This window comes from Pectobacterium polaris (assembly GCF_002307355.1).
Taxonomy (GTDB): domain Bacteria; phylum Pseudomonadota; class Gammaproteobacteria; order Enterobacterales; family Enterobacteriaceae; genus Pectobacterium; species Pectobacterium polare.
In genome coordinates this window covers 1,223,929-1,249,038 of sequence record NZ_CP017481.1, presented here as the reverse complement: position 1 = coordinate 1,249,038, position 25,110 = coordinate 1,223,929, and the positions used below count along the sequence as shown (strand labels likewise).

Genomic DNA, 25,110 nt, shown 5'->3' with positions numbered 1-25,110 from the left:
GAATATTGTTATGTTTGAAGCCGCACGCGTTGGTGATGGGATCGGGCATTCAGGTGCGTTAGCAGGCATGATTGCGGGCACCATTGTCGGTGGGTTGATTGCCGCAGTCGGTGGCATTGCTGCCGGTGCCTTATTTGTGGCGGGTCTCGCCTCCTCTTGCCTGGGCGTTGGCGTACTATTGATTGGCCTCAGTTTTGCTGTGGGTTGGGCAACTGGCGTACTGGCAGAAAAAGCGCGTGATGGCATTGCCGAGGCGGGTGCCAGCAGCATGTCAAAAGCCGGAACCATTGATACAGGCTCACGCAATGTGTTCATCAACAGTATGAAGGCCGCCCTCGCCACCCTGAGTGTGGCCAGCTGTAGCAAAGATGGGCCTTCCATGCAGGTGGCGCAGGGCTCGGAAACGGTATACATCAACAACCAGCCCGCATCCCGCCTTGGCGATAAAGTGAACTGTGGCGCCACTATCACGGAAGGTTCTTCCAATGTTTTCATCGGTGGGAAAGCCAAATCCACATTACCCATCAAACCGGAAGTTCCTGAATGGCTCTATAAAGTCTCTGATTTAACGCTGCTTTTCGCCGGACTGATTGGTGGCGTAGGCGGCGCAGCGAGCAAGATCGGAAAACTGGGTCAGCTTTTACAAAAACTCCCCGGTATCAATAAGATCCAACGCATTGCCTGCCGCTTTGGTGTGCTCATGACCGGTGTCGCGGCTGGGGGCATTATCGCCCGCCCGATAGACATCGTGAGCGGACAAAAATTTCTGTCGGATGAAGATGAACTGGATTTTGTCCTTCCCTCTCGCTTACCCGTGTATTGGCAACGTTACTGGCGTAGCGGTAACCCCAGCGATAGCGTTCTGGGAAAAGGATGGAGCCTATTCTGGGAAACAACGCTGACGCGCTATCAGGACGGTTTGGTCTGGCGTGCACCATCAGGCGATCTGATTTCCTTCCCTTTCGTTCCTATCGGCCAGCGAACCTACTGCCCGGCGGAAAAACGCTGGCTGGAGCACCATCAGGATGAGAGCTGGTCGGTTTATGGGCCAGACGGTGAAGTGTGGTATTACACTGCGCTGTCTTCGCAGGGAAAGGCCGTGCTGGCACGCATTGCCGAGCCATGTGGCAATGACATACTCCTTTTCTGGAACGACGACGACACGCTTAACACACTGACGGACAGTGCCGGGCAGCACATTACCTGCCGATATCTTGATGGTCGGTTGGAAAGCGCTTGGCTGGATGAATCGACCTGTCTCGTGCACTATACCTACAATACGCAAAGGCAGCTTGTCACCGTCACCGGGCGGGGCGGTAGCGTGCGCCGTCGTTTTACCTGGCAGGATGACGGGCTGATGGCCAGCCATGAAGATGCCAACGGCCTGCTCAGCGAATATCAGTGGCAGGAGATTGCGGATTTACCTCGCGTGGTGGCATACCGCAATAGCGCGGGTGAACAACTCACGCTGGAGTACGACTTTGCCGGACAACGGAGAACCGCCCGCAGGGAGGATGGCATCGTCGCGCAGTGGGTGCTTGACAATGATGACCACGTCGTCAGCTTTACCGATTACGATGGCCGCGTTACGGCTATGCGTTATGGCGACGATGGCGAACTGTGCGAGGTCATCCTGCCCGGCGGCGCATGCCGCAAAACCATCTGGGACGACTACGGTCGCCTGCTCAGTGAAACTGACCCGCTGGACCGTGAAACACACTACCAGTGGTATCGGCTGACAGATAATGTTGTGCAGGTGACCTATGCCGACGGCAGCCGTGAGCAGATGCTGTATGACGACCTCGATCGGCTGGTTGAGGAAACCGACGCATTAGGGAACATCACCCGTTATCACTATCCCCATGCGCAGGATAGCCTACCGGACAGCATCGCCGATGCACTGGGCGGCACCGTGACACTCGCCTGGAATCACCAGGGGCTGCTGACGGCACGTACTGACTGTTCGGGGCAATGCAGTACCTTTGAGTATGACCATTACGGACAACTGCTGGCTTCTGTCGATGCGGAAGGCCACACTACCCGCCGGGAATGGGATGCCTGCGGGCAACTGACTGGCGTTATCTACCCGGATGGTCGCCGGGAAACGCTACGCTGGAATGCCCGAGGTCAGTTACAAACATGGCGTGATGCCCAGAACAGCGAAGTACGCTGGCAGTATAACGTATTGGGCCAGCCCGTCAGTGTGACAGACCGCCTCCGCCGGACAAAACGCTGGCACTATGACACGCGCGGGCTGTTGTTGCGGTTAGAGAATGGCAACAGCGCGGAATACCAATTTGGCTATGATGCCGTCGGCCGACTGGTTAAAGAACGGCGCGTAGATGGCGTCGAGCTAACCTTTTGCTACGACGACGCAGGCCATCTGTGTCAGAGAGCACAACGCGGAAATGCGGCGAATGATGCAGCCATCACGCATATTTATCAGCATGATGCGGCCGGGCAACTGGTGCGTCGAGCACATGCACACGCCGAGTTTCACTACCAGCACAGTGACAGAGGGCGGCTGGTTGCGCTAAAACGCGAGCCTACCGAGGAAGGCCTCGCTCTGGGACTTATCGCCGATGAGGTCAGATTGACCTATGATGCCGCAGGCTATCTGTCGGGAGAGTGTGGTAGTGAGGGAGACATCGGCTATACGCGGGACGCACTGGGGAATGTGGGTACCCTGTCTCTGCCGGATGGCGACGCGCTGCACTGGCTGCGCTACGGCTCTGGACATGTCAGCACGGTTAAATTCAATAATCAGGTGGTCAGCGAGTTTACCCGTGACCGTCTGCACCGGGAGGTCACCCGTACACAGGGACGACGTGAGCAGCGACGGGACTATGACCGCCTCGGGCGTCTAACCTCACTGCGCAGCGGGCTCTGGGATGTCACGGAGCCGGAGCAGCAAATATTATCGCGGGCCCTAAGCTACACCGCATCCGGTGAACTTGCCTCGGTCAATGACACTCTGCGCGGGGACGTGCAGTACGATTACGATGCAGAAGGCCGTCTGCTGAAGCGCATTGACGTGCACTGGCAGGTGCATCACCGGGCCTACGGCTACGATGCGGCGGACAATATACAGGATGCGGGCCACTCACGTTCAGCCCCGCTTCCGCTGCCGGACAACCGCCTGCTGAACTGGCGTAATCTGTGGAATCAGTATGACAGTGAGGGCAACCTGACGCGGCGGCGTGACGGCGAAACAGAGCAATTTTACAAGTACGATGCTGATAATCGACTGCTGGAAGCACGGGGCCGGGGTCCGCAGGGCGAGTTTGTCGCCTGCTATAACTATGACGCCCTGGGCAGACGCACTCGTAAAACCGTTATTTGGGGCGAAGACGGAAAGCAGGAAGAAACACGTTTCCTGTGGGAAGGCTTCCGATTGTTGCAGGCCAAACACGCTGACCGAACAGAAAGTTATATTTATGACCCGAACGTCTGGTGGTCACCGTTAGCGCGTATCACCCAGCGCCCAAGTGATAACGAAGGCGATATCCGCTGGTTCAACACGGACCTGAACGGCGCACCGCTGGAGATGACCGATGCGGACGGCGCGGTCCGCTGGAGCGGCGACTACGGTAGCTTCGGAGCCCTCAACGGGCAGACGCAGGACAGCGAAAGGTTCCGCAACGGCAAACCGGTGGAATCCCAGCCGTTACGCTACGCCGGACAATACGCCGATGACGAAACCGGTTTGCACTACAACCTGTTCCGCTACTATGATCCCACTGTAGGACGCTTCACCACGCAGGACCCGATTGGACTGGCGGGCGGAATTAACCTTTATCAGTATGCGCCTAATCCGTTGGGGTGGGTGGATCCGCTGGGGTTGAATGGACATTGCGCATTCGGAAACAAAAGTAAGCCTCGCGCACCAAGGCCGGGAAAAGATATCGATGTTGACGCTAACGGCATGGTGAAATCTCAAGCTGACGAGCTATTACCTCAGGGTGCCTCTACTACACTGGATCCTAATAAATCACCATTAAGTGGGCATTATCATACAATTCCTAAAGGAAGCGAATTACCCGATGGTCTAGGCATTAAAGTTGATGGAAAAGATGTAATTCCTGGCTCACCTCATGCAGCAGGTCATGCTACTATTTACCCTACACGTGACATGCCAATGACTGAATTTCAAAATTTATTTGATTCAATAAATTGGCAATATGGTGGAAAGATATGACGATTGAAAATATCCACTCTGAAGAGTGGAATTCGGTAAAAGATGCCGAAAGTAATTTCTTATCTGCTAAGCATTACTTTAGAAAATCTCATGGTTTTTTTGATGACATGTTGTTAATTATTAGAAATGTATCTGAACAAGGTGCAGTTCTAAGATTTATAAGAGATGAGGATTTTGATGATTCACACCTCGAAAAATTAATACCAATAATTATTGATATCGCTGTAGATGGGAATATTGATAACTTTTCTTTTGCTAGAGATATACTAATAAAAAATTCAAAAAACAATGCTGTCAGAAATAGGTTAACATCTGTCTTTGATGAACTACTCGCCTCCCATGATGAATATATTTATAGAAGAGTTGCGGAATTATTGGTTTTTTTAAACTATAATGATTTGAGGAGAAAACTAATGAATGAATGTAAAAAAGACAACAATGATGATATAAAAGAGATTTATACTGACTTCATTAATAAATATAATATATCTTAGTGAAAAATAACCGGAAGTGATCTCAACAATCCTTCCGGATTTATTTTATCCACTATTTATTCCGTGATGCGCGATGTCAGATATTAATCTCAGTTTCAATCACTATCCTGCCCCGCTCTACCGTTATCGCATTCCGGTCATAAAGCCGACTCTTCCAAACTACAACCTTTCAGGTAAATAGCTGACGATAGGAAGCAGGAAGAAACACGTTTCCTGTGGGAAGGCTTCCGATTGTTGCAGGCCAAACACGCTGACCGAACAGAAAGTTATATTTATGACCCGAACGTCTGGTGGTCACCGTTAGCGCGTATCACCCAGCGCCCAAGTGATAACGAAGGCGATATCCGCTGGTTCAACACGGACCTGAACGGCGCACCGCTGGAGATGACCGATGCGGACGGCGCGGTCCGCTGGAGCGGCGACTACGGTAGCTTCGGAGCCCTCAACGGGCAGACGCAGGACAGCGAAAGGTTCCGCAACGGCAAACCGGTGGAATCCCAGCCGTTACGCTACGCCGGACAATACGCCGATGACGAAACCGGTTTGCACTACAACCTGTTCCGTTACTATGATCCCACTGTAGGCAGGTTTACTACGCAAGATCCGATTGGACTGGCGGGCGGGGAAAATCTGTATGCTTATGCGCCTAATCCGATTAGTTGGATCGATCCTTTAGGGCTAACCTCATGTTTTAGAACAATGAAAAAAGATGCTACAGGGAATTATGTTAACAGCCCATTAGATGGAGCTCCTAACGGCACTCAAAAAGGAGCAAGAACAGAAGGTAGTAATCCCAAACATCATGATTTTCCCGGTGTAAATAATTCGGATGCCATGGTTGGGCCGAGTTATACAGGAAAACAAGGTTTAAGTGGTAGCCAAGTTCCTTTACCTGTTGATCCTAAACGAGGTACTGTAAATGCTGTAACAGATTTGGATAAACTGCCAGATGGACTAGGAGCTATTAACGACCATGGTTCTCATATATCTATATATCCAACTAAAGATATGACATTTGGCGAATATCAAAAGCTACTTAATAAAATTGAATGGAATTAATTATAAAATGAAAAAAAAAATCACCAATGAAAAAGATGCCTTTTCTTACTTAAGGGATATAATGTATTTAAAGGATATTAAAAAATTGCAAAATTTAATGGATTTATTTTTCGAACAATTAATTAACTCTAAGTGGAACAGAGAGAGAATATATAAATTCATATTTGTATATGTAAGAAGTAATTTATCTGAAAAAGATTATGATGAAATATCTGAATATGCTTTTGATTACCTAGGCGATATAGAGTCATCTGTGATTGGTCATTGCAGTTATGATTCTATTTTAAAGTTCCCTGACGAACCAGAGAATAAAGATGAACTAATCGCGTATGTAAGAGGTGACAAATGGAGGAATTGATATTTTACAAAAATAATAAATTCACTAAAAATTATCGATTCCCAGCATAAAGAAATAACTGAAATAAAAACCGAATAATATATGTTACCTGGGGCGAAAACGGGAAGCAGGAAGCAACGCGTTTCCTGTAGGAAGGGTTTCGGCTGTTGCAGGTCAGACACGCTGACCGAACAGAAAGTTATATTTATGACCCGAACGTCTGGTGGTCGCCGTTAGCGCGTATCACCCAGCGCCCGGGTGATAACGAAGGCGATATCCGCTGGTTCAACACCGACCTGAACGGCGCCCCGTTGGAAATGACGGATGCGGACGGCGCGGTCCGCTGGAGCGGAGACTACAGCAGCTTCGGTGCAGTCAACGGACAAACGCAGGACAGCGAAGGGCTACGCCACGACAAGCCGATGGAATCCCAGCCGTTACGCTACGCCGGACAATACGCGGATGATGAAACCGGTTTGCACTACAACCTGTTCCGCTACTATGATCCCACCGTCGGACGCTTCACCACGCAGGACCCAATTGGACTAGCGGGCGGAATTAACCTTTATCAGTATGCACCTAATCCGCTGGGGTGGGTGGATCCGTTTGGGTTAAGTTCGTTAATGCTAGATCCAAAGGACATCAACTTCTCACAAACATCTGTTAATAAGAATTTTGATATACCAAAAGAAGTTGCTGATCAACTTGGGCTCTCTAAGCAAAAAGTCAATATCGATAAGTACGCTAAGGTCGGGAGTATCCCTGTCGAGGTAGTCAAAGATATCGATGAATTAAGAGAATTTAACTCAAGGCTAAAAAGAAACGGTTTACCTAATAATGGAACCAATAAATTACCATCTTGTAGGTGATAGAATGAAAAAAAAATTACTGTTAAACCAATAGATATGGTATGGCAAGATCCTCAATCATTTTGCATAACAGAGTTTATAAGGGATGAGCTTTTTTATTACTTCAAATGCTGGGATTATCAATCAATGCTTGATGGAGAAGTTGTGGATGCCGGTTTTTTAGGCTGCTTTAATGTGGAGAACATATTGGCTGTAAAACATATACGATTCACAAAAAAAGAAACCTATCCAATTTATTTTGAAAATGATTTCAAATGTTACTACTATGAAGTAAATGATTCACCATGGCTAAAAGATGTACTTAAAGAAAGAGTGAGTAACGATAAGGAGTGGGAAAAACATGACACCAATAAATATAAACACTTTGTATTAGAAAATGCAAAATATTGGATTGAAGTTGTTGGGTCTAATTTGACATTCGAAAAGAAAGAAAAAGACAAGCGTAGAATAGAATTTTGGGAAAATTTTTAAGTTACAGAGAGCTTTAATTAACTATGGGAATAGAGCTATATGTAGTTTTTGGTAACCGTGTTCTTCTTTGAGTATGGCTATCTTAAGAAATCACAAAATATATTATACCGGATATTCATTTAGTTAAGAAAAATAGGGTTCAGAAATATAGTAGCGTACCAAAGCGATAATATCATTACCTGTTCCGCTACTATGATCACGCCGTCGGACGCTTCACCACGCAGGACCCAATTGGGATAAGAGGCGGGGAAAATCTGTATGCTTATGCGCCGAATACCAATGGAATAAGCACACAATCAACGCCCCACACCGCGGTGTGGGGCGTTGAAGGTAAACTAGGCGACTGCGGTGCCCTGTTCATCCTGGTCGACGGCGAAGCAGGCGACCTGCTGTTCGCCGTAGGTTTTCAACTGCGGCTGGAACTGTGTGCAGGTGCTGAAGCAGCGCTGGCAGCGAGCGTTGAACGCGCATCCCGGCGGCGGATTCAGCGGGCTGGGCAGTTCACCCGTCAGCTTGATGCGTTCGCGGCGTAAATCCGGGTTCAGGCGCGGCGTCGCGGAAAGTAACGCCTGCGTATACGGGTGGCGCGGGTTGTTGAAAATGGCATCTTTACTGCCCTTCTCCACACAGCGGCCCAGATACATCACCATCACTTCATCAGCGATGTGTTCAACGACGGACAGATCGTGTGAGATGAAGACGTAAGACAGCCCCAGCTCCTGCTGCAAGTCCATCATCAGGTTCAGCACCTGCGCGCGAACCGACACGTCCAGCGCCGAAACGGGCTCATCGGCAATCACCACGTCCGGGTCCAGCATCAGCCCACGGGCGATAGCGATACGCTGACGCTGGCCACCAGAGAACATATGCGGGTAGCGGTCGTAATGCTCCGTTTTCAGCCCCACTTTTGCCATCATCGCCAACGCTTTTTCACGGCGTTCAGCTTTTGACAGCTCAGTGTTGATCTGGAGCGGTTCTTCCAGGATCTGACCGACTTTCTTACGCGGATTGAGCGATCCGTACGGATTCTGGAAAACGATCTGGATCTTCTGCCGACGCAGCTTCTGCGCTTCAGGATCGTGCTTCAGCAGATCCTGCCCCTGATAGTACAGCTCGCCATCAGACGGGGTTTCGATCATCGTCAACAGGCGGCCCAACGTGGATTTTCCACAGCCGGATTCCCCTACCACCGCCAGCGTTTTACCGCGTTCCAGCGTAAAGGAAACGCCGTCCAGCGCTTTCACCATCCGCTCTGGCGCGAAAAAGCCCTTTTTCACCGGATAGTGTTTCTTCAAATCAATCGCATGCAGCAAATACGGCTGCGATGTTGCGTTCAGTTCACTCATAGGGTTGGCCTCCCCGCATCATCGAGCGGTGTATGACATTTCACCTGACGACCAGGAATATCGCGCAGTGCAGGTTCTTCCTGACGGCAGCGGTCCTGCGCATAGGGGCAACGTGGGTTTAACAGACAGCCGTTCGGGCGGTCATATTTACCCGGCACCACGCCCGGCAGCGATGCCAGTCGGGATTTGTCCGCCGCAAACTCCGGCAGCGCACGCAGCAACGCCTGGGTATACGGATGACGAGGTGCGCGGAAAATATCCGCCGCCTTGCCTGACTCCACCACCTGCCCGGCATACATCACGATGATGTGGTGTGCCGCTTCAGCCACCAGCGCCAAATCGTGGGTAATCAGGATCAGCGCCATGTTTTCGCGCTGCTGCAATTCGAGCAGCAGTTCGATGATCTGCGCCTGAATGGTCACGTCCAGCGCCGTGGTTGGTTCATCGGCAATCAGCAGCTTCGGCCGACAGGCAATCGCCATCGCGATCATCACACGCTGGCTCATCCCACCGGAAAGCTGGTGCGGATACACGTCAAGACGTGAGCCCGGATCGGGAATCCCGACCAACGTCAGCAGGTCAATCGCTCGCTGACGACGGGTTTTGCGATTACCGCCCTGATGCACCTTGATAGCTTCCATGATCTGGTAGCCCACGGTGTAGCAGGGGTTCAGGCTGGTCATCGGGTCCTGGAAAATCATCGCGACTTCAGAACCCACCAAATTACGCCGTTCTTTCTCAGAAATTTTCGTTAAGTCACGCTGGTTAAATTCCAGCTTATCGGCCATCACTTTGCCGGGGTAATCAATCAGCCCCATAATCGCCAGCGAGCTGACGGATTTACCGGAGCCAGATTCCCCGACGATACCGACTACCTGACCTTCTTCCACCTGATAGCTGATACGATCGACCGCACGAAACGGCAGATCCTCATCACCAAAGTGAACCGACAGTTTATCTACATTGAGCAACGCCATCTCTCTACCTCTACTACTGCTTGAGTTTGGGGTCGAGAGCGTCACGCAAGCCGTCCCCCATCAGGTTAAACGCCAATACCGTCAGTAAGATTGCTACGCCGGGGAACGTCACCACCCACCAGGCGCTTTGCGCAAACTGCAAAACGTCCGACAGCATGGTGCCCCACTCTGGCGTTGGCGGCTGTGCGCCCATACCGAGGAAACCCAAAGCAGCCATATCAAGAATGGCGTTAGAAAAGCCGAGAGAAGCCTGCACAATCAACGGTGCCAGGCAGTTCGGAAGAATGTTGACGAACATCTGGCGTGCCGAACTGGCTCCCGCCACGCGTGAAGCCGTGACGTAGTCGCGATTGACTTCCACCAGCACCGCCGCACGGGTCAAACGGACATAGTGCGGCAATGCCACGAAGGTCAGCGCCAGCGAGGCGTTCACAATCGAAGGCCCGAAGACGGCCACCAGCACCAGCGCCAACAGCAGGCTCGGCAGCGCCAGCATGATATCGACGATACGCATGATGAGCGCATCGACCACACCGCCGAAATACCCAGCCAGCAGACCGAAGATCACGCCCAGCACCAGCGACAGCGCCACCACCAGACAGCCGACCAGCAGCGACAGGCGTGCGCCGTACATCAGACGGGACAGGACATCACGCCCGACGTCATCTGTTCCCAGAATAAACTGCCAGCTTCCGCCTTCTTGCCAGACCGGTGGACGAAGCAGCGCATCGCGGAACTGCTCAGCGGGCGCATGCGGTGCCAACACGTTGGCGCCAATGGCGATAATCAGCATCAGCACGACATACACCATGCCAACAACCGCGCCTTTGTTACGTTTAAAATAGTGCCAGAATTCCTGTAGCGGGGTCATCGGCTTCGGTGCGCTATTTACAACAGGTTCAGTGACGTGTGTCATCTTAGCCTTCCCCTTATTTCTTGTGACGGATGCGTGGGTTAACCACACCGTAGAGCACATCTACCAGCAGGTTCACCAGAATGATCATGGTTGCCACCAGCAGTACGCCGCCCTGAACCACCGGATAGTCACGACGCTGCAACGCATCGATCAACCACCGTCCCAGCCCCGGCCAGGAGAAAATGGTTTCCGTCAGGATCGCCCCAGCCAGCATGGTGCCGACCTGTAAACCGATTACCGTTACCACTGGCAGCATCGCATTACGCAAAGCGTGCACGACAATCACACGCAGACGGCTCAGCCCTTTGGCGCGCGCGGTGCGGATGTAGTCCTCACCCAGCACTTCCAGCATCGCGGAGCGCGTCATACGCACAATCACCGCCAGTGGAATGGTGCCCAGCACGATGGCAGGCAGGATCATGTGTTCAACCGCGTCGATAAAGTCGCCTTCCTCGCCCCAGAACAGGGTATCGATCAGCATAAAGCCGGTTAGCGGCATGCTGTCATCAAGGAAAATCGTATCGCTGATGCGTCCCGAAACGGGGGTAAGGTCAAGTTGAACGGAGACCAGCATAATCAGCATCATGCCCCACCAGAAGATAGGCATGGAATAGCCCGTCAGCGCCAAGCCAACAGAGGTATGATCGAAAATGGAACCGCGTTTAACCGCAGCCAGCACACCAACCGGAATCCCCACTGCGATAGCAAACATCATCGCGCAGATACCCAGTTCCAGCGTCGCTTTGAAGCGAGGCACAAATTCTTCCCACACGGGGATACGACTCTTGAGGGAGATCCCCAGATCGCCCTGCATCACACCGCCAATATAGTGGAGGTATTGCTGCCAAAGCGGCTTATCCAGCCCCATTTCAGCCAGCAATTGCGCATGACGCTCGGCGGAGATGCCCCGCTCCCCCGCCATGATCATCACCGGGTCGCCCGGAATCATGTGTACGAATGCGAAGGTTAATAGGGTGATACCAATAAACGTTGGGATAACTAACCCCAAACGCCGGAGTATGAACTGCAACATATCCCGAACTCTCTATTCATGCCCGTTGGCTCATTGGCCATCAGGCTTATCATTGCTCACAGCATAAAAAATCGTCAGGAACGATTTTAAACGTCGTGTACGACGGCCCACCATAAAATTTAACGGGCAAGAAACCCCGCCTCCACGGCTCCTCTAACGAGAAACCGCAAGGTCGGGGTTTTTAGTGTCCGTGAAAATCTAGTGGCTGACTTAATCCAACGTCACGTTGTTGAAGCTATGCACGCCACGTGGCTGAACCACATAACCTTTCACGTTTTTACGCACTGGCTCGTACACGGTGGAGTGCGCGACAATCAGCGCCGGAGCCTGATCGTGCATCACAACCTGCGCTTGTTTGTACAGCTCAATACGTTTTTCGTGATCGGAAATGGCACGCGCCGGTTGGATCAAATCTTCAAACGGCTTGTAGCACCACTTGGAGTAGTTGGAACCATTTTTAGCAGCATCGCAGCTGAACAGGGTCGCGAAGAAGTTATCTGGATCCCCATTGTCGCCAGTCCAGCCCATCAGCACGGTCTGGTGCTCGCCGTCTTTCGCACGCTTCAGATACTCGCCCCACTCGTAGGTGACGATCTTGGCTTTCACGCCAACTTTCGCCCAGTCGGACTGAATCATTTCCGCCATACGACGGGCGTTCGGGTTGTACGGACGCTGTACTGGCATTGCCCACAGGTCGATAGAGAAACCGTCAGCCATACCCGCTTCTTTCAGCAGTGCTTTCGCTTTTTCAGGATCGTAGCTGTAGTCTTTAACGTCGTTGTTGTAGCCCCACATGGTCGGCGGGATCAGGTTGGTTGCGGCTTGGCCGGCGCCCTGATAGACCGCATCGATGATGGCAGACTTGTTCACCGCATAGTTCAGCGCCTGGCGAATCTTGACGTTATCCAGCGGCTTTTTCTCAACGTTGTAAGACAGGTAGCCGACGTTCAGGCCAGGCTGTTCCATCAACGTGATGTTCTTGTCTTCTTTCATGCGAGCAAGATCGGCCGGGTTTGGATACGGCATGATCTGGCATTCGTCTTTTTGCAGCTTGGCGTAACGCACAGACGCATCTGGCGTAATGGAGAAGACCAGACGGTCAATGCCCGGCTTGGTGCCCCAGAAGCCGTCAAAGGCTTTGTACAGAATACGGGAATCTTTCTGGTACTGCTGCAGCTGGAATGGGCCTGTACCGATTGGGTTCAGGTCAATCTTCTCTGGTGTACCAGCTTTCAGCATATTATCCGCGTATTCCGCGGACAGGATGGAAGCGAAGTCCATCGCCAGGTTTGCCAGGAACGGCGCTTCAGGGCGGTTCAGCACAAAGCGGACGGTATGATCGTCTACTTTCTCGATTTTGCTGACCAGTTCTGGCATACCCATACCTTGATAGTATTCATAGCTGCCGCCAGATACTTTGTGGTACGGATTGTTGGCATCCTGCTGACGCATGAAGGAGAAAATCACGTCATCGGCATTGAATTCACGAGAAGGTTTGAAATCCTTGCTGTCTTGCCATTTCACGCCTTTGCGCAAATGGAAAGTATAGGTTTTGCCGTCTTCGCTAATATCCCATTTTTCAGCCAGACCCGGACCGGTGTCCGTGGTGCCGTCTTTAAATTCCACCAGGCGGTTATAAATAGGAATAGAGCTGGCATCAAACGTGGTACCGGAGGTGAACAGCTGCGGGTTAAAACCTTCTGGGGAGCCTTCTGAACAGTACACCAGCGTCTTTGCCTGAACGCCTGCAGCGACGGACATGGCGAGCAAGCCAAGGCCGAACTTCAACACCCTTGATTTAACCAGGGATTTTTCCATTACTTGTGCTCCATTGTGGATGATGTTGTGTGCTATACCCGCCATACTCCAAGCTGCATACGCGTTAATACTGTCGTTAAATGCACAGTGGTTAACAGCGCTGATAGTCCGTCCTGCATCTCGAAATCAATTGGGTATGGTTGGCCAGACCTGTATTTTTTACGAACTGTGGTCTGTACCCTGTCGCCCGAAGGCAAAATTCAAATAATGAGGAAGAGGAAAGGTGGTTACCAAAACCGATGGCCGCCACGCTGTTGGATATAGTCATAATAACTACAACGTATACCTTGAAGCGCCACAACCCGCTCACGGATGCTGGATGAAGACGTAGAATCATTCAGACAAGCCGCTGCTTTCCTCCTTATATCCCTATGACGCCCTCAATTTCTCAACAGATGGCGGTGACGTCAATATAAGCTGTAAGGATTTACAAAATTTCCTTACATTTTCTTAAAAGAGAAAATACACGCTCGCCACCCCAATGAAGGCAGATGTTTTGTCTTTTTATGAAAAAACAGCGATAAAAACCGATACATTGCAGACATAAAGAAATTATCACCATTAAAAAAACTATAGTCATCTGGTCTTACATGTCCAAGATTTGAGCACTATTTTTTGTTAAAAACGTTAACAACAGGTGAAAACTCTGACAGATAATAAGAAATTCTGATATTTACCACGGCACCATAAGTAGCCAAATGACTATCTACGCTACATAAAAAAACTCAATACGACATAAAAAACGTTGTTTCCCCCCTCTTTCGACGGACCGCAAGCTCGCTCTTCATCGTTCTTTATCTGTGGGATAGACGTGACCAGAGGTTTGTTGCTGGATACCTCCGCTAGATAAAGCATAGATAAAAAGGCGGTTGATACGGAGTCGAGAGCGAATTTTGTCCTACGCAGCATTGTCAGAGGTCTTACCGACGATAAAATGATATTGCTCAATAATTAGTTGGCTATTTTAGTTAAATAAATATTCTCACTAAAATGAAAACACGCTATTTACTTATTCTCATAAAGTGGTATTTTCACTCTGTGATTCACCTCTCCTTCTGTTTTAATTCCCAACACCCTCTCAATAAATTATTTTAATTACAAAAAAATAATATAAGTTATTTAAAATGGAGTTGCTGATAAGTTCACAAATACGTAATTAACGTATTATTTTTAACATTCCCTCATGCTAGATTACCCTCCAACATGATTCATTGTTAAATAACATCAAGTATTTCTTATCTTTTTGTTACTAACTGATAAAAAACAAAAAAACGTATTTTTCTGCTTTCTGATAATAAACATCCCGCCGCCATTGGCATTAGCAACGCTCGATATCCACACCGATATCGGTAAGCAAAAGCCAATAAGATGCGTCGATAACGATGCGTTACCAATATCTCAACGAGATTACACGGCAGGTATGTCATTTCTTTCTGTACCAACTGTCCTAGCAGGGTGAATATAATGAAAAAAATTGAAACTGATATTTTATGTGAGAACGATCTCGCTCTGGAAACACAAGAATCGTTTATCGGGGGATTTTTTAAAAAGAAAATCGGCTCCGTTCCCGTTGCGCTTTTTATGGCGATTGCCGCCATTGTCGCTATCGCTGCCTACGAAGGATATTTGCCTAAAAATATGATTGGCGGTTTCGCCGTCATCATGACAATGGGTTTTTTACTGGCACACATTGGCAGCAATATTCCCGTGTTCAAAGATATCGGCGGCCCGGCCATTCTGTGCCTGATGGTACCTTCCGTTATGGTGTATTTTGAGCTGTTCAACGACAACACCATGAAAACCGTCCACCTGCTGATGAAAGAGGCGAACTTCCTGTATTTCGTCATCGCCTGTCTGGTGGTCGGCAGCATTCTGGGTATGAACCGCAAAATTCTGATTCAGGGGATGGTGCGCATGTTCGTCCCGCTGGTCATCGGTACCGCAACCGCGCTGGCAACCGGTTTGCTGGTTGGTAAGCTGTGCGGCTACAGCGTTTATCACACTTTCTTCTTCATCATCGTGCCCATTATCGGTGGCGGCATTGGTGAAGGCATCCTGCCGTTATCCTTAGCTTATTCTGCCATTCTGGGAGAAAGCCCGGATGTCTATGTCGCTCAGCTAGCGCCTGCTGCCGTTGTCGGTAACATCTTCGCGATTCTGTGTGCTGGCGTGCTGTCCCGCCTGGGTATGCGCCGTAAGGATCTGAACGGCGAAGGCCGTCTGGTTCGCAGCGATGAAGACAACGCGATGTTTGCCGTAAACGAAGCACCAAAGCCGGTCGATTTTCACCTGATGGGTGGCGGACTGTTGATGATTTGTGCCTTCTTCATCGTCGGTGGCCTGTTTGAGAAACTGGTACACATCCCAGGACCCGTTCTGATGATTCTGATCGCCGTCTTCTGCAAATACGGACGCGTGATTCCAGCGATTATGGAAACTGGCGCACACAGCGTTTACAAGTTCGTATCCAGTTCTCTGGTGTGGCCGCTGATGATCGGGCTGGGCATGTTGTATATCCCGCTGGAAAGCGTTGTCGCAGTATTCTCTGTAGGTTATGTCATCGTCTGTGGTTCTGTGGTGCTGTCCATGGCGCTGGTGAGCTTCCTGATTGCGCCTTACCTGAATATGTACCCCATTGAAGCGTCCATCGTGACCACGTGCCACAGCGGACTGGGCGGTACGGGTGATGTGGCGATTCTGTCTGCCTCTAACCGTATGTCTCTGATGCCGTTTGCACAGATCGCTACCCGTATCGGTGGCGCATCTACCGTCATCGCCGCAACGCTGCTGTTGGGCTGGGTTGTCTAACCCAACCACGGTTCCCACTAACGAAAACGCCACGGTGATTACCGTGGCGTTTTTATTTATTCAGCGCTATTTATTCACAGCCTTTTATTCACAGTACTGGCGCAGCGAGTCCTGCTTTTCCGGCAGCAGCGATTGGTAATTGATTTGCTTAACGCAACTACCTAACCTTTTTGAAAATGATCAGAATCAGAGTCATACACACAGGAAAACCAATTAAAGCAACCTCAAGAACATTATCTGTGGCCTTGTAAATATTTTCTATAACAGCCTCATGATATTCGATAGTAACCACCTTCTCTTGTAGCATGGGACTCTTGTCATCTAACGGAAAAATAGCAAGAAAGATCCACAGATAATATGCAAAAGTTACTAATGTTATTCCTACCCAGCGCATAAAAGTCTTACATTCACTTGTTAACATCATGCATCCCTTCTAATAACCCACCGACAGTACCACCAAAGTAAGGTGATATTTTACCTATACCAGAAACAACCTCGGACACGACTCTTAAAGTGGTATCTTCCCTTATCGGTGTACAGTTATCAGTCTCAGGCTTAATATTTTCCCGTGGATTACGCCACAGCCCTAACCCGTGGCCGTACTGCATAAATTTATTGTGTTCCACTAAACCAGTTCCATTTGGTTTCATCGTCACTGAATTGTGTATAGCACAAGGCGGGATCGCTCCCGCCTCGTCTCTGTTTCTGCTTGCCTTATTCAGCGCTATTTATTTACCGCCTTTTATTCGCAGCCTTTTATTCACAATACTGGCGCAGAGAGTCCTGTTTTTCTGGCAGCAGACGGTATAGATAAACCGGTCGACCGGTTGAGCCGTACAGGATATTGGTGGTCAGGATGCCAGTATCAGACAGGTAGATCAGGTACTTACGGCAGGAGACGCGGGAGATACCAATCGCGTTCGCCAGCATTTCGGTAGAGAACTCAATGCCCTGATTGCCTTCAATCCACTCGCAGACGGTACGCAGCGTCAGGCTGGTCAGCCCTTTCGGCAATTTCTTACGTTCGCTAACCGTGCTACTGCTGGTACGACGAATCAGGTTATCAATATCCGACTGCCCAACAAAATCGCGGTGCTTGAACAAGTTCGCCTCTTCGCGATAGGCGGTCAGCGCCTGTTCGAAACGCGAGAACTGGAAAGGCTTAATCAGATAGTCCACCACACCGTAGTGCAGCGCTTTCTTGATGGTGTACACATCGCTGGCAGACGAGATGATGATGACGTCCGTCTTTTCACTGAATTCACGGATAGTCGGCAGCAGATCCAGTCCATTATCCTGCTGCATATAAATATCCAGCAATACCAAATCGATTTCCGAGTCAGGTTGCATAAGCAGGTTTCGCGCCTGCTGCAATGTGGGGACGGTCGCATAGCAGCTAAATCCAGAAACCTGGTTCAGATAAGATTTGTTAAGCTCTGCAACCATGGCATCGTCATCAACAATCAGTACATTAATCATGGTCAAACAGCCTTGCTTGATAAGGAATAGTAACGAAAAACTGGGTGTACACCTCAGGTTCTGATTCAAACTCGATAGTGCCGCCAATCTTCTCCAGACTCTGCTTGGTCAGGTACAGGCCGATACCGCGCCCGCTGCCTTTGGTAGAGAATCCCTGTTCATAAATGCGCGCCTGACTCTCCGGCGAAATGCCGGGGCCGTCATCCCCCACGGTACAGTGAAGGCGGCCATTCTGATGGTGGAAGCTCACGCTGATTTCGCAGTTTTCCTGCCTATCAATCGCGTCCATCGCATTCTCAATCAGATTACCCAATACGGTAATCAATTCATTCGTCGCATCGACGTCATCGGTATCCGGCAGCAGACTCTCTTCGCTGATGGAGAGCGTAATGCCGAGATCGCGTGCGCGATTGATTTTACCCAACAGGAAGCCGGCAATCACTGGCGATTTCACTTTACGAATAATCGAACCGATTTCCGCCTGATAATTATTGGCGGTCTTCAGGATATAATCTTCCAGCTGCGAGTAATATTTTAAGTGCAGCATCCCCAGGATAACGTGCAGCTTGTTCATAAACTCGTGCGACTGCGCACGCAGCGCATCCGCATAGTAGGACATCCCACTCAACCGTTGCAGCAACTGACTGATCTCCGTTTTATCACGGAATGTCGCAATCGCGCCGATAATGTCGCCCTTCACAAAAACCGGAACGGTGTTAGTCAGCAGCAGGTGGCCGTTAAAGCTAATCTCTTCATCGCGCCGCGGCGTACCACTCTCCAGTACCTGCTTCAGGTGCAGATGTTCAAGCCACTGGTCGCTGACGCGTTCAGTTGGCTTCGAAGCCGGCGTTTCACTGCCCTGTGGCTTATTCTGCCGGAAAAGCCGTCGCGCCTCATCATTGATGACCGTAATCCGACCATGCTGATCGACCGCGATAACGCCTTCTTTGATGTGTTTGAGCATCGCGTTACGCTGTTCAAACAGGTTCGAGATCTCAAACGGCTCGAATCCCAGCATAATGCGCTTGAGCACCTTCACCAGAATCAACGTGCCCAGCCAGCCGACCAGCGCCCCCGCCAATAGCGTCCAGGGAATCATCCAGCGGTTATCGCTGATCACCTTCTGCACGCTGGTTAAGGCAATCCCCAGCGCGACGACGCCAACCTGCTTATGGTTGCTGTCGAAAACCGGTGTAAAGACCCGCAGCGCGGGATCGAGCGTACCCCGGTTGATGGCGGTATTTTCCATCCCCAACAGCGCTGGGTAGATATCCCGACCGGCAAAATGCTCACCAATTCTTTCCGGTTCAGGGTGGCTATGGCGCACCGTATCCATGTCCGTGACGGTAACGAAGAGCAGCTGATTACGCTGACGAATCGTCTCCGCAGCCGCCTGCACTTCCTCAGGCCGACCAATCCCTTTAAGTTCATCAATAACCACGGGAGAGGCTGCAAATGTGCGAGCAATGGCAAAGGCTTTTTCTCGCAGATGATCTTCTGAAAGCTGATTAATACGAAAAAACAGCAAGGAATAGACCACCAGCAACACCGCGCCAAGCACAACTGACACCATCAGAAACACCGATGTTCCCAGCTTTAGCGGTGCCTTTTTCTTGCCCATGTCACTCTCCGAAACCACCATCATCACACCGTTATCTTATACTGTTTCGTCGCGTTTCGCGTGCCGTGATGCATACGCCCCGTCACAAGGACAGGGCGTAGGCTTGAAGAAAGGAAATTTGGCTTAACGTTGCGGTACATTTCTTGTGTCAGGAATGTTTCGCATCAGGAAAGCCAGCAGTACTGCGTTTACCAGAAACCGAGCAGTTTCCACCACATTCCGCCAACACCCAGCCAGATAGGGATGATGACCAGACTGACCAGGAAGCCGATCTTCCACCAGGTTCCTAGCGGCACGTAGCCAGTGCCGAACAAAATTGGTGCCGGGCCACTGGAGTAGTGAGTCGTGGACATAAACAGGTTACTGAAGATACCGAATACCAGTACGGTCAGCATCGGCGGCGCACCAGCTGCCAGCGCGATAGAGACAAAAATCGCATACATGGCGCTGATGTGGGCAATCGCACTCGCCATCAGGTAGTGGCTGTAGTAGTACACCAGCAGCAGCAGACCCAGCATTGGCAGCCAGTGCATCCCACTCACCGCATTACCGGCCAATCCGCCCAGCCAGGCAATCAGGCCCATCTTGTTGAGCTGGCCAGCCAGCGTCATCAGTACAGCAAACCACACCACGGTGTGCCAGGCTTCTTTCTCACTGACTACATCGTCCCAGGTCAGCGCACGGCTGAGCAACAGCACGCTCAAGCCCGCCAGCGCGGTCAGGGTTGCATCGATATTCAGCGTAGAACCCAGCACCCAGAAGGTCACCAGACCCAGGAACACGCCCAGCACCACCCACTCGTCGCGGGTCATTTTGCCCATTTCACGCAGTCTTTCGACGGCGATCGCACGCATTTCTGAGGTTTTCTTCAGTTCAGGCGGATAGAAACGGTAGATCAGGTAAGGAATCAGCGCCAAAGACAGGAAGCCCGGCAGCAGTGTTGCCAACGCCCAATCCGTCCAACTGATGTGAATACCAAACTGAGAAGCCAGCTTCGCCACCATCGGGTTACCCGCCATGGAGGTCATGAACATCGCGGAGGTCACGGCGTTACACTGGAAAATGGACTGCACCAGAAACGCACCAATGCGACGCTGCGTGCCTTTTTCCGGCGTGGAGTCATAGGCTTCGGCAATTGACCGGAACAGCGGAGTGATGATCCCACCGCAGCGTGCAGACGTGGAAGGCATGGCCGGAGCGAACATCAGGTCGGTAAACACCAGACCATACGCCAGACCGAGAGAGCTATTCCCCAGCTTGCTGATGAACAGCAGACCAATGCGTCGGCCAAAGCCGGTTTTGATAAAGCCGCGAGAGATAAAGAAGGCGCAGGCGATCATCCAAATGGTGGGATCGCTAAAGCCCGCCAGCACATCTTTAATGGGTAATAACCCTAATATGGCGACCGAGGTCAAGCTGAACATCGCCATCGCGCCAAGCGGGTAAGGAGAGAGAATCAGACCGACAACCGTGGCAATGAAAATCGCCATCAGATGCCAGGCATCGGGTTTAACCCCATCAGGAACCGGCAATAACCATAAGCCACCGGCAATACAAAGGATAACTAGAAGCTTTATCAACCTGCTGTTATTCGCAGACATAAGAACACCACTCTTCATTAAAACGGATTCTGTATTCCCCGTCATACTTCGAGTCACACTCAAATTATTCAGGAGATATTCACGACGGATGTCCCGTGCGGAGGAGTGGGTATTTCGTTATTCTTCCTTCGTCACCCTGCTGAAAACAACGCAACAGGAATCATCTGCGAAAAAAAAAGACGAGAAAACAAGGGTTCAGGGTGCTTCTCTCGTCTTATCAAATCAAGTGATTAATGAAGAGATAGTATTATAATGCGCCTATAAAATAGCGTAACTTTAGTTACTAAAATGGTTCATTAGTTTATTTAAGAAACTATCGCGGTTTTAATTTCCCGATAAAAAACCCTTAAAATTCAACAATAATTGACATTTAGAGAACATAAAATTAACGAAGTTAACGACAAAGCAATGATAAAAAAACCTTATATCTAACAATGGTAATATAATTCTTTTCCAGACAGTCAGTTATCCATTCCTTATTTATTCACTCAGGTATTCCTCTATTCAAAAATAAAGAAATAAATCGCCATTATTCGGCGAAAAAATATTATTTTTTATCCAGCTGATAACATTTAAAGGGCAAGGAACAACACGGCTAACAGCTGCGGCGACATAATGCGCAGAAACATCGCCAGCGGATAAACCGTTGCATAAGACAGCGCCGCCGCACCGCTGGTCGGGTGTAGCCCATTAGCAAACGCCAGCGCAGGTGGATCGGTCATGGAGCCCGCCAACATGCCGCAGAGCGTCAGGTAGTTCATCTTACCCAGCGTCCGCGCCAGTACGCCGACCAGCAGCAGCGGCACAATGGTAATCAGCGCACCATAGCCAATCCACCATACCCCATCGCCGTTCAATAACGTATCGACGAAGTCACCGCCGGATTTCAGCCCCACCACCGATAAGAACAGCACAATGCCGAGTTCGCGCAGCGCCAGATTCGCACTAGGTGGCATAAACCAGTGAAGTTTACCGATCCCGCCGATGCGCCCCAGCACCAGCGCCACGACCAGCGGCCCACCCGCCAGCCCGAGTCGCAGCGCGACGGGAAAACCGGGAATCATCAGCGGTACCGAGCCCAACAGTACGCCCAGCCCAATACCGATGAAGACAGGCAGCATCTGCACCTGCTGGAGTTTTTGCTGCGCGTTTCCCACGATATCCGCGACAGCATCGATCGCCGCTTTTCGCCCGACCAGATTCAGAATATCGCCAAATTGCAGGCTGGCTTGGTTGCTGGCCACCAGCTCAACGCCCGCACGGTTCAGGCGCGAAATCACAACGTCATAGTTTTGCTTCAGATTAAGCTCGCGAATCTTGCGTCCCAGCACCTTCTCATTCGTCACCACCACGCGTTCAACGTGCAGATCCGTGCCGCGCGTTGAGAGCGATACCTCAACTTCATTGCCGATGACCAGACGCGCCTGCTCCAGATCGTTTTTCGCACCAACCAGATGCAGATAATCTCCCAGTTGGATAAGCGTCTGCGGCGACGGCACCATCAGCTCATCACCGCGTTTCAGGCGGGAGCAGACGATGGTGTCGCGGTTCAGAATCGGCACGGCCTGAATCGCCAGCCCTTGCAGATTGCTATTCGTCACCGACACATTCATCGTGTGCAGTTGCTCGTGATGCAGACCGCTGCTGACTTCAAACTGCTTTGCCTCGTTCTCCACCGCTACGCGGAACAGAACGCGCATCAACCACATCACCAGCAAAATGCCGCAGATCCCCAGCGGGTACGCCATGGCGTAGCCCGTCCCCATCTGGTTCACCAAGGCGGTACTCGAACCGAGATCGGTCAGAATCTGTTGACCCGCGCCCAGCGACGGCGTGTTGGTCACTGCACCGGAGAAAATACCGAGGATAATGGGCAAAGGAATATTGAGCAGTTTGTGCAGCAGGACGGTCATCACACAGCCGAGGAACACCGTCAGCAGAGCAAACGCATTGAGGCGCAGGCCAGATACCCGCAGAGAGGAAAAGAAACCCGGCCCGACCTGAATGCCAATGGTATAAACAAACAGGATCAGCCCGAACTCCTGGATGACGTGCAACATGTCATCATTCAGTTGAATCTGGTACTGATGGGCAACATGCCCGACGATGATCCCACCGAACAGAACCCCGCCAATCCCTAAACCGACGCCATAAATCCGCCAGTTGCCGATCCATAACCCCAGAACCGCAACCAGCGCCAGCATACTCACGGTAAGTGCGATATCACTCATACCCGTATCCTTTGCGGACGTTTTTATTGGGAAATGTCACTGCCGCTATACTCTGTAATGAGTATATTTTGATTCTGGCAGAATGCCGGGGAAGGAAACGTGGCGGGCAACACAAAACCGCGCCCGTAATGATACGAGCGCGGGAAATCATCAAACAAATAATGCGGATATCGCGTTATGAGGCATCTTCAGCAGGCTGCTGGCTCAATGCCGGACGGTCACTATTGATGGCGATACGCTGAGGCTGCAAGGCTTCCGGCACGTCTCGTACCAGATCGATATGCAGCAGGCCATTTTCAAAGTGTGCCTCGGACACATGCAGATGCTCGGCCAGCGTGAAGCTCAGCGAGAAAGGTTTAAACACCAGCCCCTGATGCAGATATTCCACGGCTTTCTCGGACGGTGCTGGGCTGCCTTTCACGGTCAAGCGAGGGCCTTCTACTTCGATATCCAGATCGCTCTGCCGGAACCCTGCCAGCGCAAGCGTGATGCGGTAGTGGTTGTCGTCTTTCTTCTCGATATTGTACGGAGGAAAATCAATCGGTTCCTGGCTGCCCTGCATTGAGCTGGCTAATTTGTCAAAACCGATCCACTGACGCAGTAAAGGTGATAAATCGTAGTTACGCATAATATGACTCCTTCTAAGAAGCGAGATTAAGATGCCCATGCGGGCGTACCCTATGCCAGCCACGGTTCCATAGCTGGCGTCGTCCCCATTCGGCAGACGAAGCGTTCATTCATGGCATTACCTTTTCAGGCAATGCGCGATTCGTGTAAATAACGTGATGTTGGTTTACTTGATTTCAATCCGACGCGGCTTCATCGCTTCCGGCACGATACGTTCGAGATCGACGTACAGCAGCCCGTTTTCCAGATTGGCGCCTTTTACCTGAATATGTTCGGCCAGCTGGAATTTACGCTCGAAGTTGCGCTCGGCAATCCCCTGATACAGGTAGTTGCGGGCAACCTGCTCACCGGCGTGGGCACCTTTTACAATCAGTAAGTTGTCGTGCGCGGTGATGTCCAGTTCCTGCTCAGCGAAGCCCGCTACGGCAATCGCAATGCGGTATTGGTTCTCGTCAACCAGTTCGACGTTGTAGGGAGGGTAGCCGCCGTTACTCTGGGTCTGCCCGGTTTCTAAGAGATTAAACAGGCGATCAAAACCAATAGCGGAACGGTACAGTGGGGAAAAATCGGGGTTACGCATAAAACAGCCTCCTAAACATGCAGCGAGGATTTATTTTTTACCTTCCCTAAGGACAGGCTCACAGCCGAGACGGATACCCTGACGGCGTATCGTTTTCTTCCGGCTTATTATCAATATGGTGACCCCCCTCAGACTTTCAAGAGGCAAAAAGGAAAAATCGCTGGGTTTCATGCAATATTCACTTACGCTGCGGGTGTTATCACATACACTCAAGATAGGCAGGCTCTGGAACCCGCTCTGGCAGCAGGTTCTTAATGGACAGGTAATATGACCTTACTGAAAAGTGCGTTGTTCTCTTTCATCATTACCAGTAGTGGCGCAGTGGCAACCAGCGGTTGCTCCAGCGTGATGACGCATACTGGAAACGATCAGGGATACTATTCCGGCACGCGCGCCGGTGTGGATATGCTGCGCGACGACGACACCAGTTGGGCAATGATGCCGCTGGTCGCTATCGACCTGCCGTTCTCGGCGGTGGCCGACACCCTGCTGCTGCCCTACGACTACTATCGCTCAGGCAGCGATAAGCACAAACTGTCGACGCGCGAACGCATTTCACACAGCGAAGAGCAAAACCAGACCGCCAGCTCACAGCTTGCCACCGCACCACATAATCAGCTTTGATAGCCCTGCATTCACCTTGAA

General features: G+C 50.8%; 17 protein-coding genes and 3 pseudogenes. 9 read left to right on the top strand and 11 right to left on the bottom strand.

The genetic code is table 11. From position 1 onward, the window contains the following. The first annotated feature begins 10 nt into the window (after positions 1 to 10). The 7 genes and pseudogenes from BJJ97_RS05660 to BJJ97_RS22450 all read left to right on the top strand — a co-directional run. Positions 11 to 4,198, top strand: a complete 4,188-nt coding sequence (locus BJJ97_RS05660; RefSeq protein ID WP_227003565.1) for an RHS repeat-associated core domain-containing protein — start codon at positions 11 to 13, stop codon at positions 4,196 to 4,198. Beyond that, the gene (locus BJJ97_RS05655; protein ID WP_095993329.1) at positions 4,195 to 4,692 is read left to right on the top strand and encodes a hypothetical protein; all 498 of its coding nucleotides are present in this window, start codon (positions 4,195 to 4,197) and stop codon (positions 4,690 to 4,692) included. Before BJJ97_RS05660 ends, BJJ97_RS05655 begins: the two co-directional genes overlap by 4 nt. Before the next feature lie 198 nt (positions 4,693 to 4,890). Continuing rightward, positions 4,891 to 5,382 (top strand): annotated as a pseudogene (locus BJJ97_RS21845) (RHS repeat-associated core domain-containing protein); the annotation flags it as partial. Between the two features lie 376 nt (positions 5,383 to 5,758). Beyond that, a complete protein-coding gene (locus BJJ97_RS05645; protein WP_095993327.1) occupies positions 5,759 to 6,109 on the top strand; it encodes a hypothetical protein in 351 nt (116 codons plus the stop codon). Between the two features lie 110 nt (positions 6,110 to 6,219). Continuing rightward, positions 6,220 to 6,957 (top strand): annotated as a pseudogene (locus tag BJJ97_RS22410) (RHS repeat-associated core domain-containing protein); the annotation flags it as partial. Positions 6,958 to 7,083: 126 nt separating this feature from the next. Next, positions 7,084 to 7,428, top strand: coding sequence for a hypothetical protein (locus BJJ97_RS05635; protein WP_095993326.1), 345 nt, complete (start codon positions 7,084 to 7,086; stop codon positions 7,426 to 7,428). Positions 7,429 to 7,601: 173 nt separating this feature from the next. After that, a pseudogene (locus BJJ97_RS22450) lies at positions 7,602 to 7,712 on the top strand (RHS repeat-associated core domain-containing protein); the annotation flags it as partial. A gap of 51 nt (positions 7,713 to 7,763) precedes the next feature. Here BJJ97_RS22450 and dppF read toward each other — a convergent pair. The 5 genes from dppF to dppA all read right to left on the bottom strand — a co-directional run bounded on the left by dppF (position 7,764) and on the right by dppA (position 13,518). Continuing rightward, a complete protein-coding gene (gene dppF, locus BJJ97_RS05625; RefSeq protein WP_095700997.1) occupies positions 7,764 to 8,774 on the bottom strand; it encodes a dipeptide ABC transporter ATP-binding subunit DppF in 1,011 nt (336 codons plus the stop codon). Next, positions 8,771 to 9,751 carry a dipeptide ABC transporter ATP-binding protein gene (gene dppD / locus BJJ97_RS05620; protein WP_095700998.1) on the bottom strand — a complete coding sequence of 327 codons (981 nt, stop codon included), beginning with the start codon at positions 9,749 to 9,751 and terminating at the stop codon, positions 8,771 to 8,773. Before dppD ends, dppF begins: the two co-directional genes overlap by 4 nt. Before the next feature lie 13 nt (positions 9,752 to 9,764). Then, a complete protein-coding gene (gene dppC, locus BJJ97_RS05615) occupies positions 9,765 to 10,667 on the bottom strand; it encodes a dipeptide ABC transporter permease DppC (RefSeq protein WP_039513832.1) in 903 nt (300 codons plus the stop codon). Between the two features lie 13 nt (positions 10,668 to 10,680). Beyond that, positions 10,681 to 11,700 (bottom strand): dipeptide ABC transporter permease DppB, encoded by a 1,020-nt coding sequence (gene dppB, locus BJJ97_RS05610; RefSeq protein ID WP_010281089.1) that lies wholly within the window; start codon positions 11,698 to 11,700, stop codon positions 10,681 to 10,683. A 210-nt stretch (positions 11,701 to 11,910) separates the two neighbouring features. Continuing rightward, entirely contained in the window at positions 11,911 to 13,518 is a 1,608-nt protein-coding gene (gene dppA / locus BJJ97_RS05605; protein WP_095700999.1) for a dipeptide ABC transporter periplasmic-binding protein DppA, read from the bottom strand. 1,464 nt (positions 13,519 to 14,982) lie between these two features. Here dppA and BJJ97_RS05600 point away from each other — a divergent pair. Next, on the top strand, positions 14,983 to 16,326 hold the full coding sequence (locus BJJ97_RS05600; protein WP_095993325.1) for a 2-hydroxycarboxylate transporter family protein: 1,344 nt from the start codon (positions 14,983 to 14,985) through the stop codon (positions 16,324 to 16,326). A gap of 756 nt (positions 16,327 to 17,082) precedes the next feature. Here BJJ97_RS05600 and dcuR read toward each other — a convergent pair. The 6 genes from dcuR to ibpA form a co-directional block, all read right to left on the bottom strand. Beyond that, positions 17,083 to 17,805 (bottom strand): two-component system response regulator DcuR, encoded by a 723-nt coding sequence (gene dcuR, locus BJJ97_RS05585; RefSeq protein ID WP_010281107.1) that lies wholly within the window; start codon positions 17,803 to 17,805, stop codon positions 17,083 to 17,085. Continuing rightward, positions 17,798 to 19,426: a sensor histidine kinase gene (locus BJJ97_RS05580; RefSeq protein WP_095993322.1), complete on the bottom strand. Its 1,629-nt coding sequence runs from the start codon at positions 19,424 to 19,426 to the stop codon at positions 17,798 to 17,800. Before BJJ97_RS05580 ends, dcuR begins: the two co-directional genes overlap by 8 nt. A gap of 188 nt (positions 19,427 to 19,614) precedes the next feature. Further along, complete coding sequence (locus BJJ97_RS05575; protein ID WP_039533541.1) at positions 19,615 to 21,027, bottom strand: anion permease; 1,413 nt, start codon at positions 21,025 to 21,027, stop codon at positions 19,615 to 19,617. Between the two features lie 572 nt (positions 21,028 to 21,599). Next, positions 21,600 to 23,258 carry a putative transporter gene (locus BJJ97_RS05570; RefSeq protein ID WP_095993321.1) on the bottom strand — a complete coding sequence of 553 codons (1,659 nt, stop codon included), beginning with the start codon at positions 23,256 to 23,258 and terminating at the stop codon, positions 21,600 to 21,602. A 175-nt stretch (positions 23,259 to 23,433) separates the two neighbouring features. Further along, positions 23,434 to 23,886, bottom strand: coding sequence for a small heat shock chaperone IbpB (gene ibpB, locus BJJ97_RS05565; RefSeq protein ID WP_095993320.1), 453 nt, complete (start codon positions 23,884 to 23,886; stop codon positions 23,434 to 23,436). Between the two features lie 165 nt (positions 23,887 to 24,051). Beyond that, positions 24,052 to 24,465 (bottom strand): small heat shock chaperone IbpA, encoded by a 414-nt coding sequence (gene ibpA / locus BJJ97_RS05560; protein ID WP_095701006.1) that lies wholly within the window; start codon positions 24,463 to 24,465, stop codon positions 24,052 to 24,054. A 267-nt stretch (positions 24,466 to 24,732) separates the two neighbouring features. Here ibpA and BJJ97_RS05555 point away from each other — a divergent pair, with 267 nt between their 5' ends. Beyond that, positions 24,733 to 25,089: a YceK/YidQ family lipoprotein gene (locus tag BJJ97_RS05555; protein ID WP_095701007.1), complete on the top strand. Its 357-nt coding sequence runs from the start codon at positions 24,733 to 24,735 to the stop codon at positions 25,087 to 25,089. Positions 25,090 to 25,110: the final 21 nt, after the last annotated feature.

Coding starts and splice junctions, on each gene's coding strand:
- BJJ97_RS05660 (WP_227003565.1), top strand. CDS start 11: ATGTTTGAAGCCGCACGCGTTGGTGATGGGATCGGGCATTCAGGTGCG.
- BJJ97_RS05655 (WP_095993329.1), top strand. CDS start 4,195: ATGACGATTGAAAATATCCACTCTGAAGAGTGGAATTCGGTAAAAGAT.
- BJJ97_RS05645 (WP_095993327.1), top strand. CDS start 5,759: ATGAAAAAAAAAATCACCAATGAAAAAGATGCCTTTTCTTACTTAAGG.
- BJJ97_RS05635 (WP_095993326.1), top strand. CDS start 7,084: ATGCTTGATGGAGAAGTTGTGGATGCCGGTTTTTTAGGCTGCTTTAAT.
- dppF (WP_095700997.1), bottom strand. CDS start 8,774: ATGAGTGAACTGAACGCAACATCGCAGCCGTATTTGCTGCATGCGATT.
- dppD (WP_095700998.1), bottom strand. CDS start 9,751: ATGGCGTTGCTCAATGTAGATAAACTGTCGGTTCACTTTGGTGATGAG.
- dppC (WP_039513832.1), bottom strand. CDS start 10,667: ATGACACACGTCACTGAACCTGTTGTAAATAGCGCACCGAAGCCGATG.
- dppB (WP_010281089.1), bottom strand. CDS start 11,700: ATGTTGCAGTTCATACTCCGGCGTTTGGGGTTAGTTATCCCAACGTTT.
- dppA (WP_095700999.1), bottom strand. CDS start 13,518: ATGGAAAAATCCCTGGTTAAATCAAGGGTGTTGAAGTTCGGCCTTGGC.
- BJJ97_RS05600 (WP_095993325.1), top strand. CDS start 14,983: ATGAAAAAAATTGAAACTGATATTTTATGTGAGAACGATCTCGCTCTG.
- dcuR (WP_010281107.1), bottom strand. CDS start 17,805: ATGATTAATGTACTGATTGTTGATGACGATGCCATGGTTGCAGAGCTT.
- BJJ97_RS05580 (WP_095993322.1), bottom strand. CDS start 19,426: ATGGGCAAGAAAAAGGCACCGCTAAAGCTGGGAACATCGGTGTTTCTG.
- BJJ97_RS05575 (WP_039533541.1), bottom strand. CDS start 21,027: ATGTCTGCGAATAACAGCAGGTTGATAAAGCTTCTAGTTATCCTTTGT.
- BJJ97_RS05570 (WP_095993321.1), bottom strand. CDS start 23,258: ATGAGTGATATCGCACTTACCGTGAGTATGCTGGCGCTGGTTGCGGTT.
- ibpB (WP_095993320.1), bottom strand. CDS start 23,886: ATGCGTAACTACGATTTATCACCTTTACTGCGTCAGTGGATCGGTTTT.
- ibpA (WP_095701006.1), bottom strand. CDS start 24,465: ATGCGTAACCCCGATTTTTCCCCACTGTACCGTTCCGCTATTGGTTTT.
- BJJ97_RS05555 (WP_095701007.1), top strand. CDS start 24,733: ATGACCTTACTGAAAAGTGCGTTGTTCTCTTTCATCATTACCAGTAGT.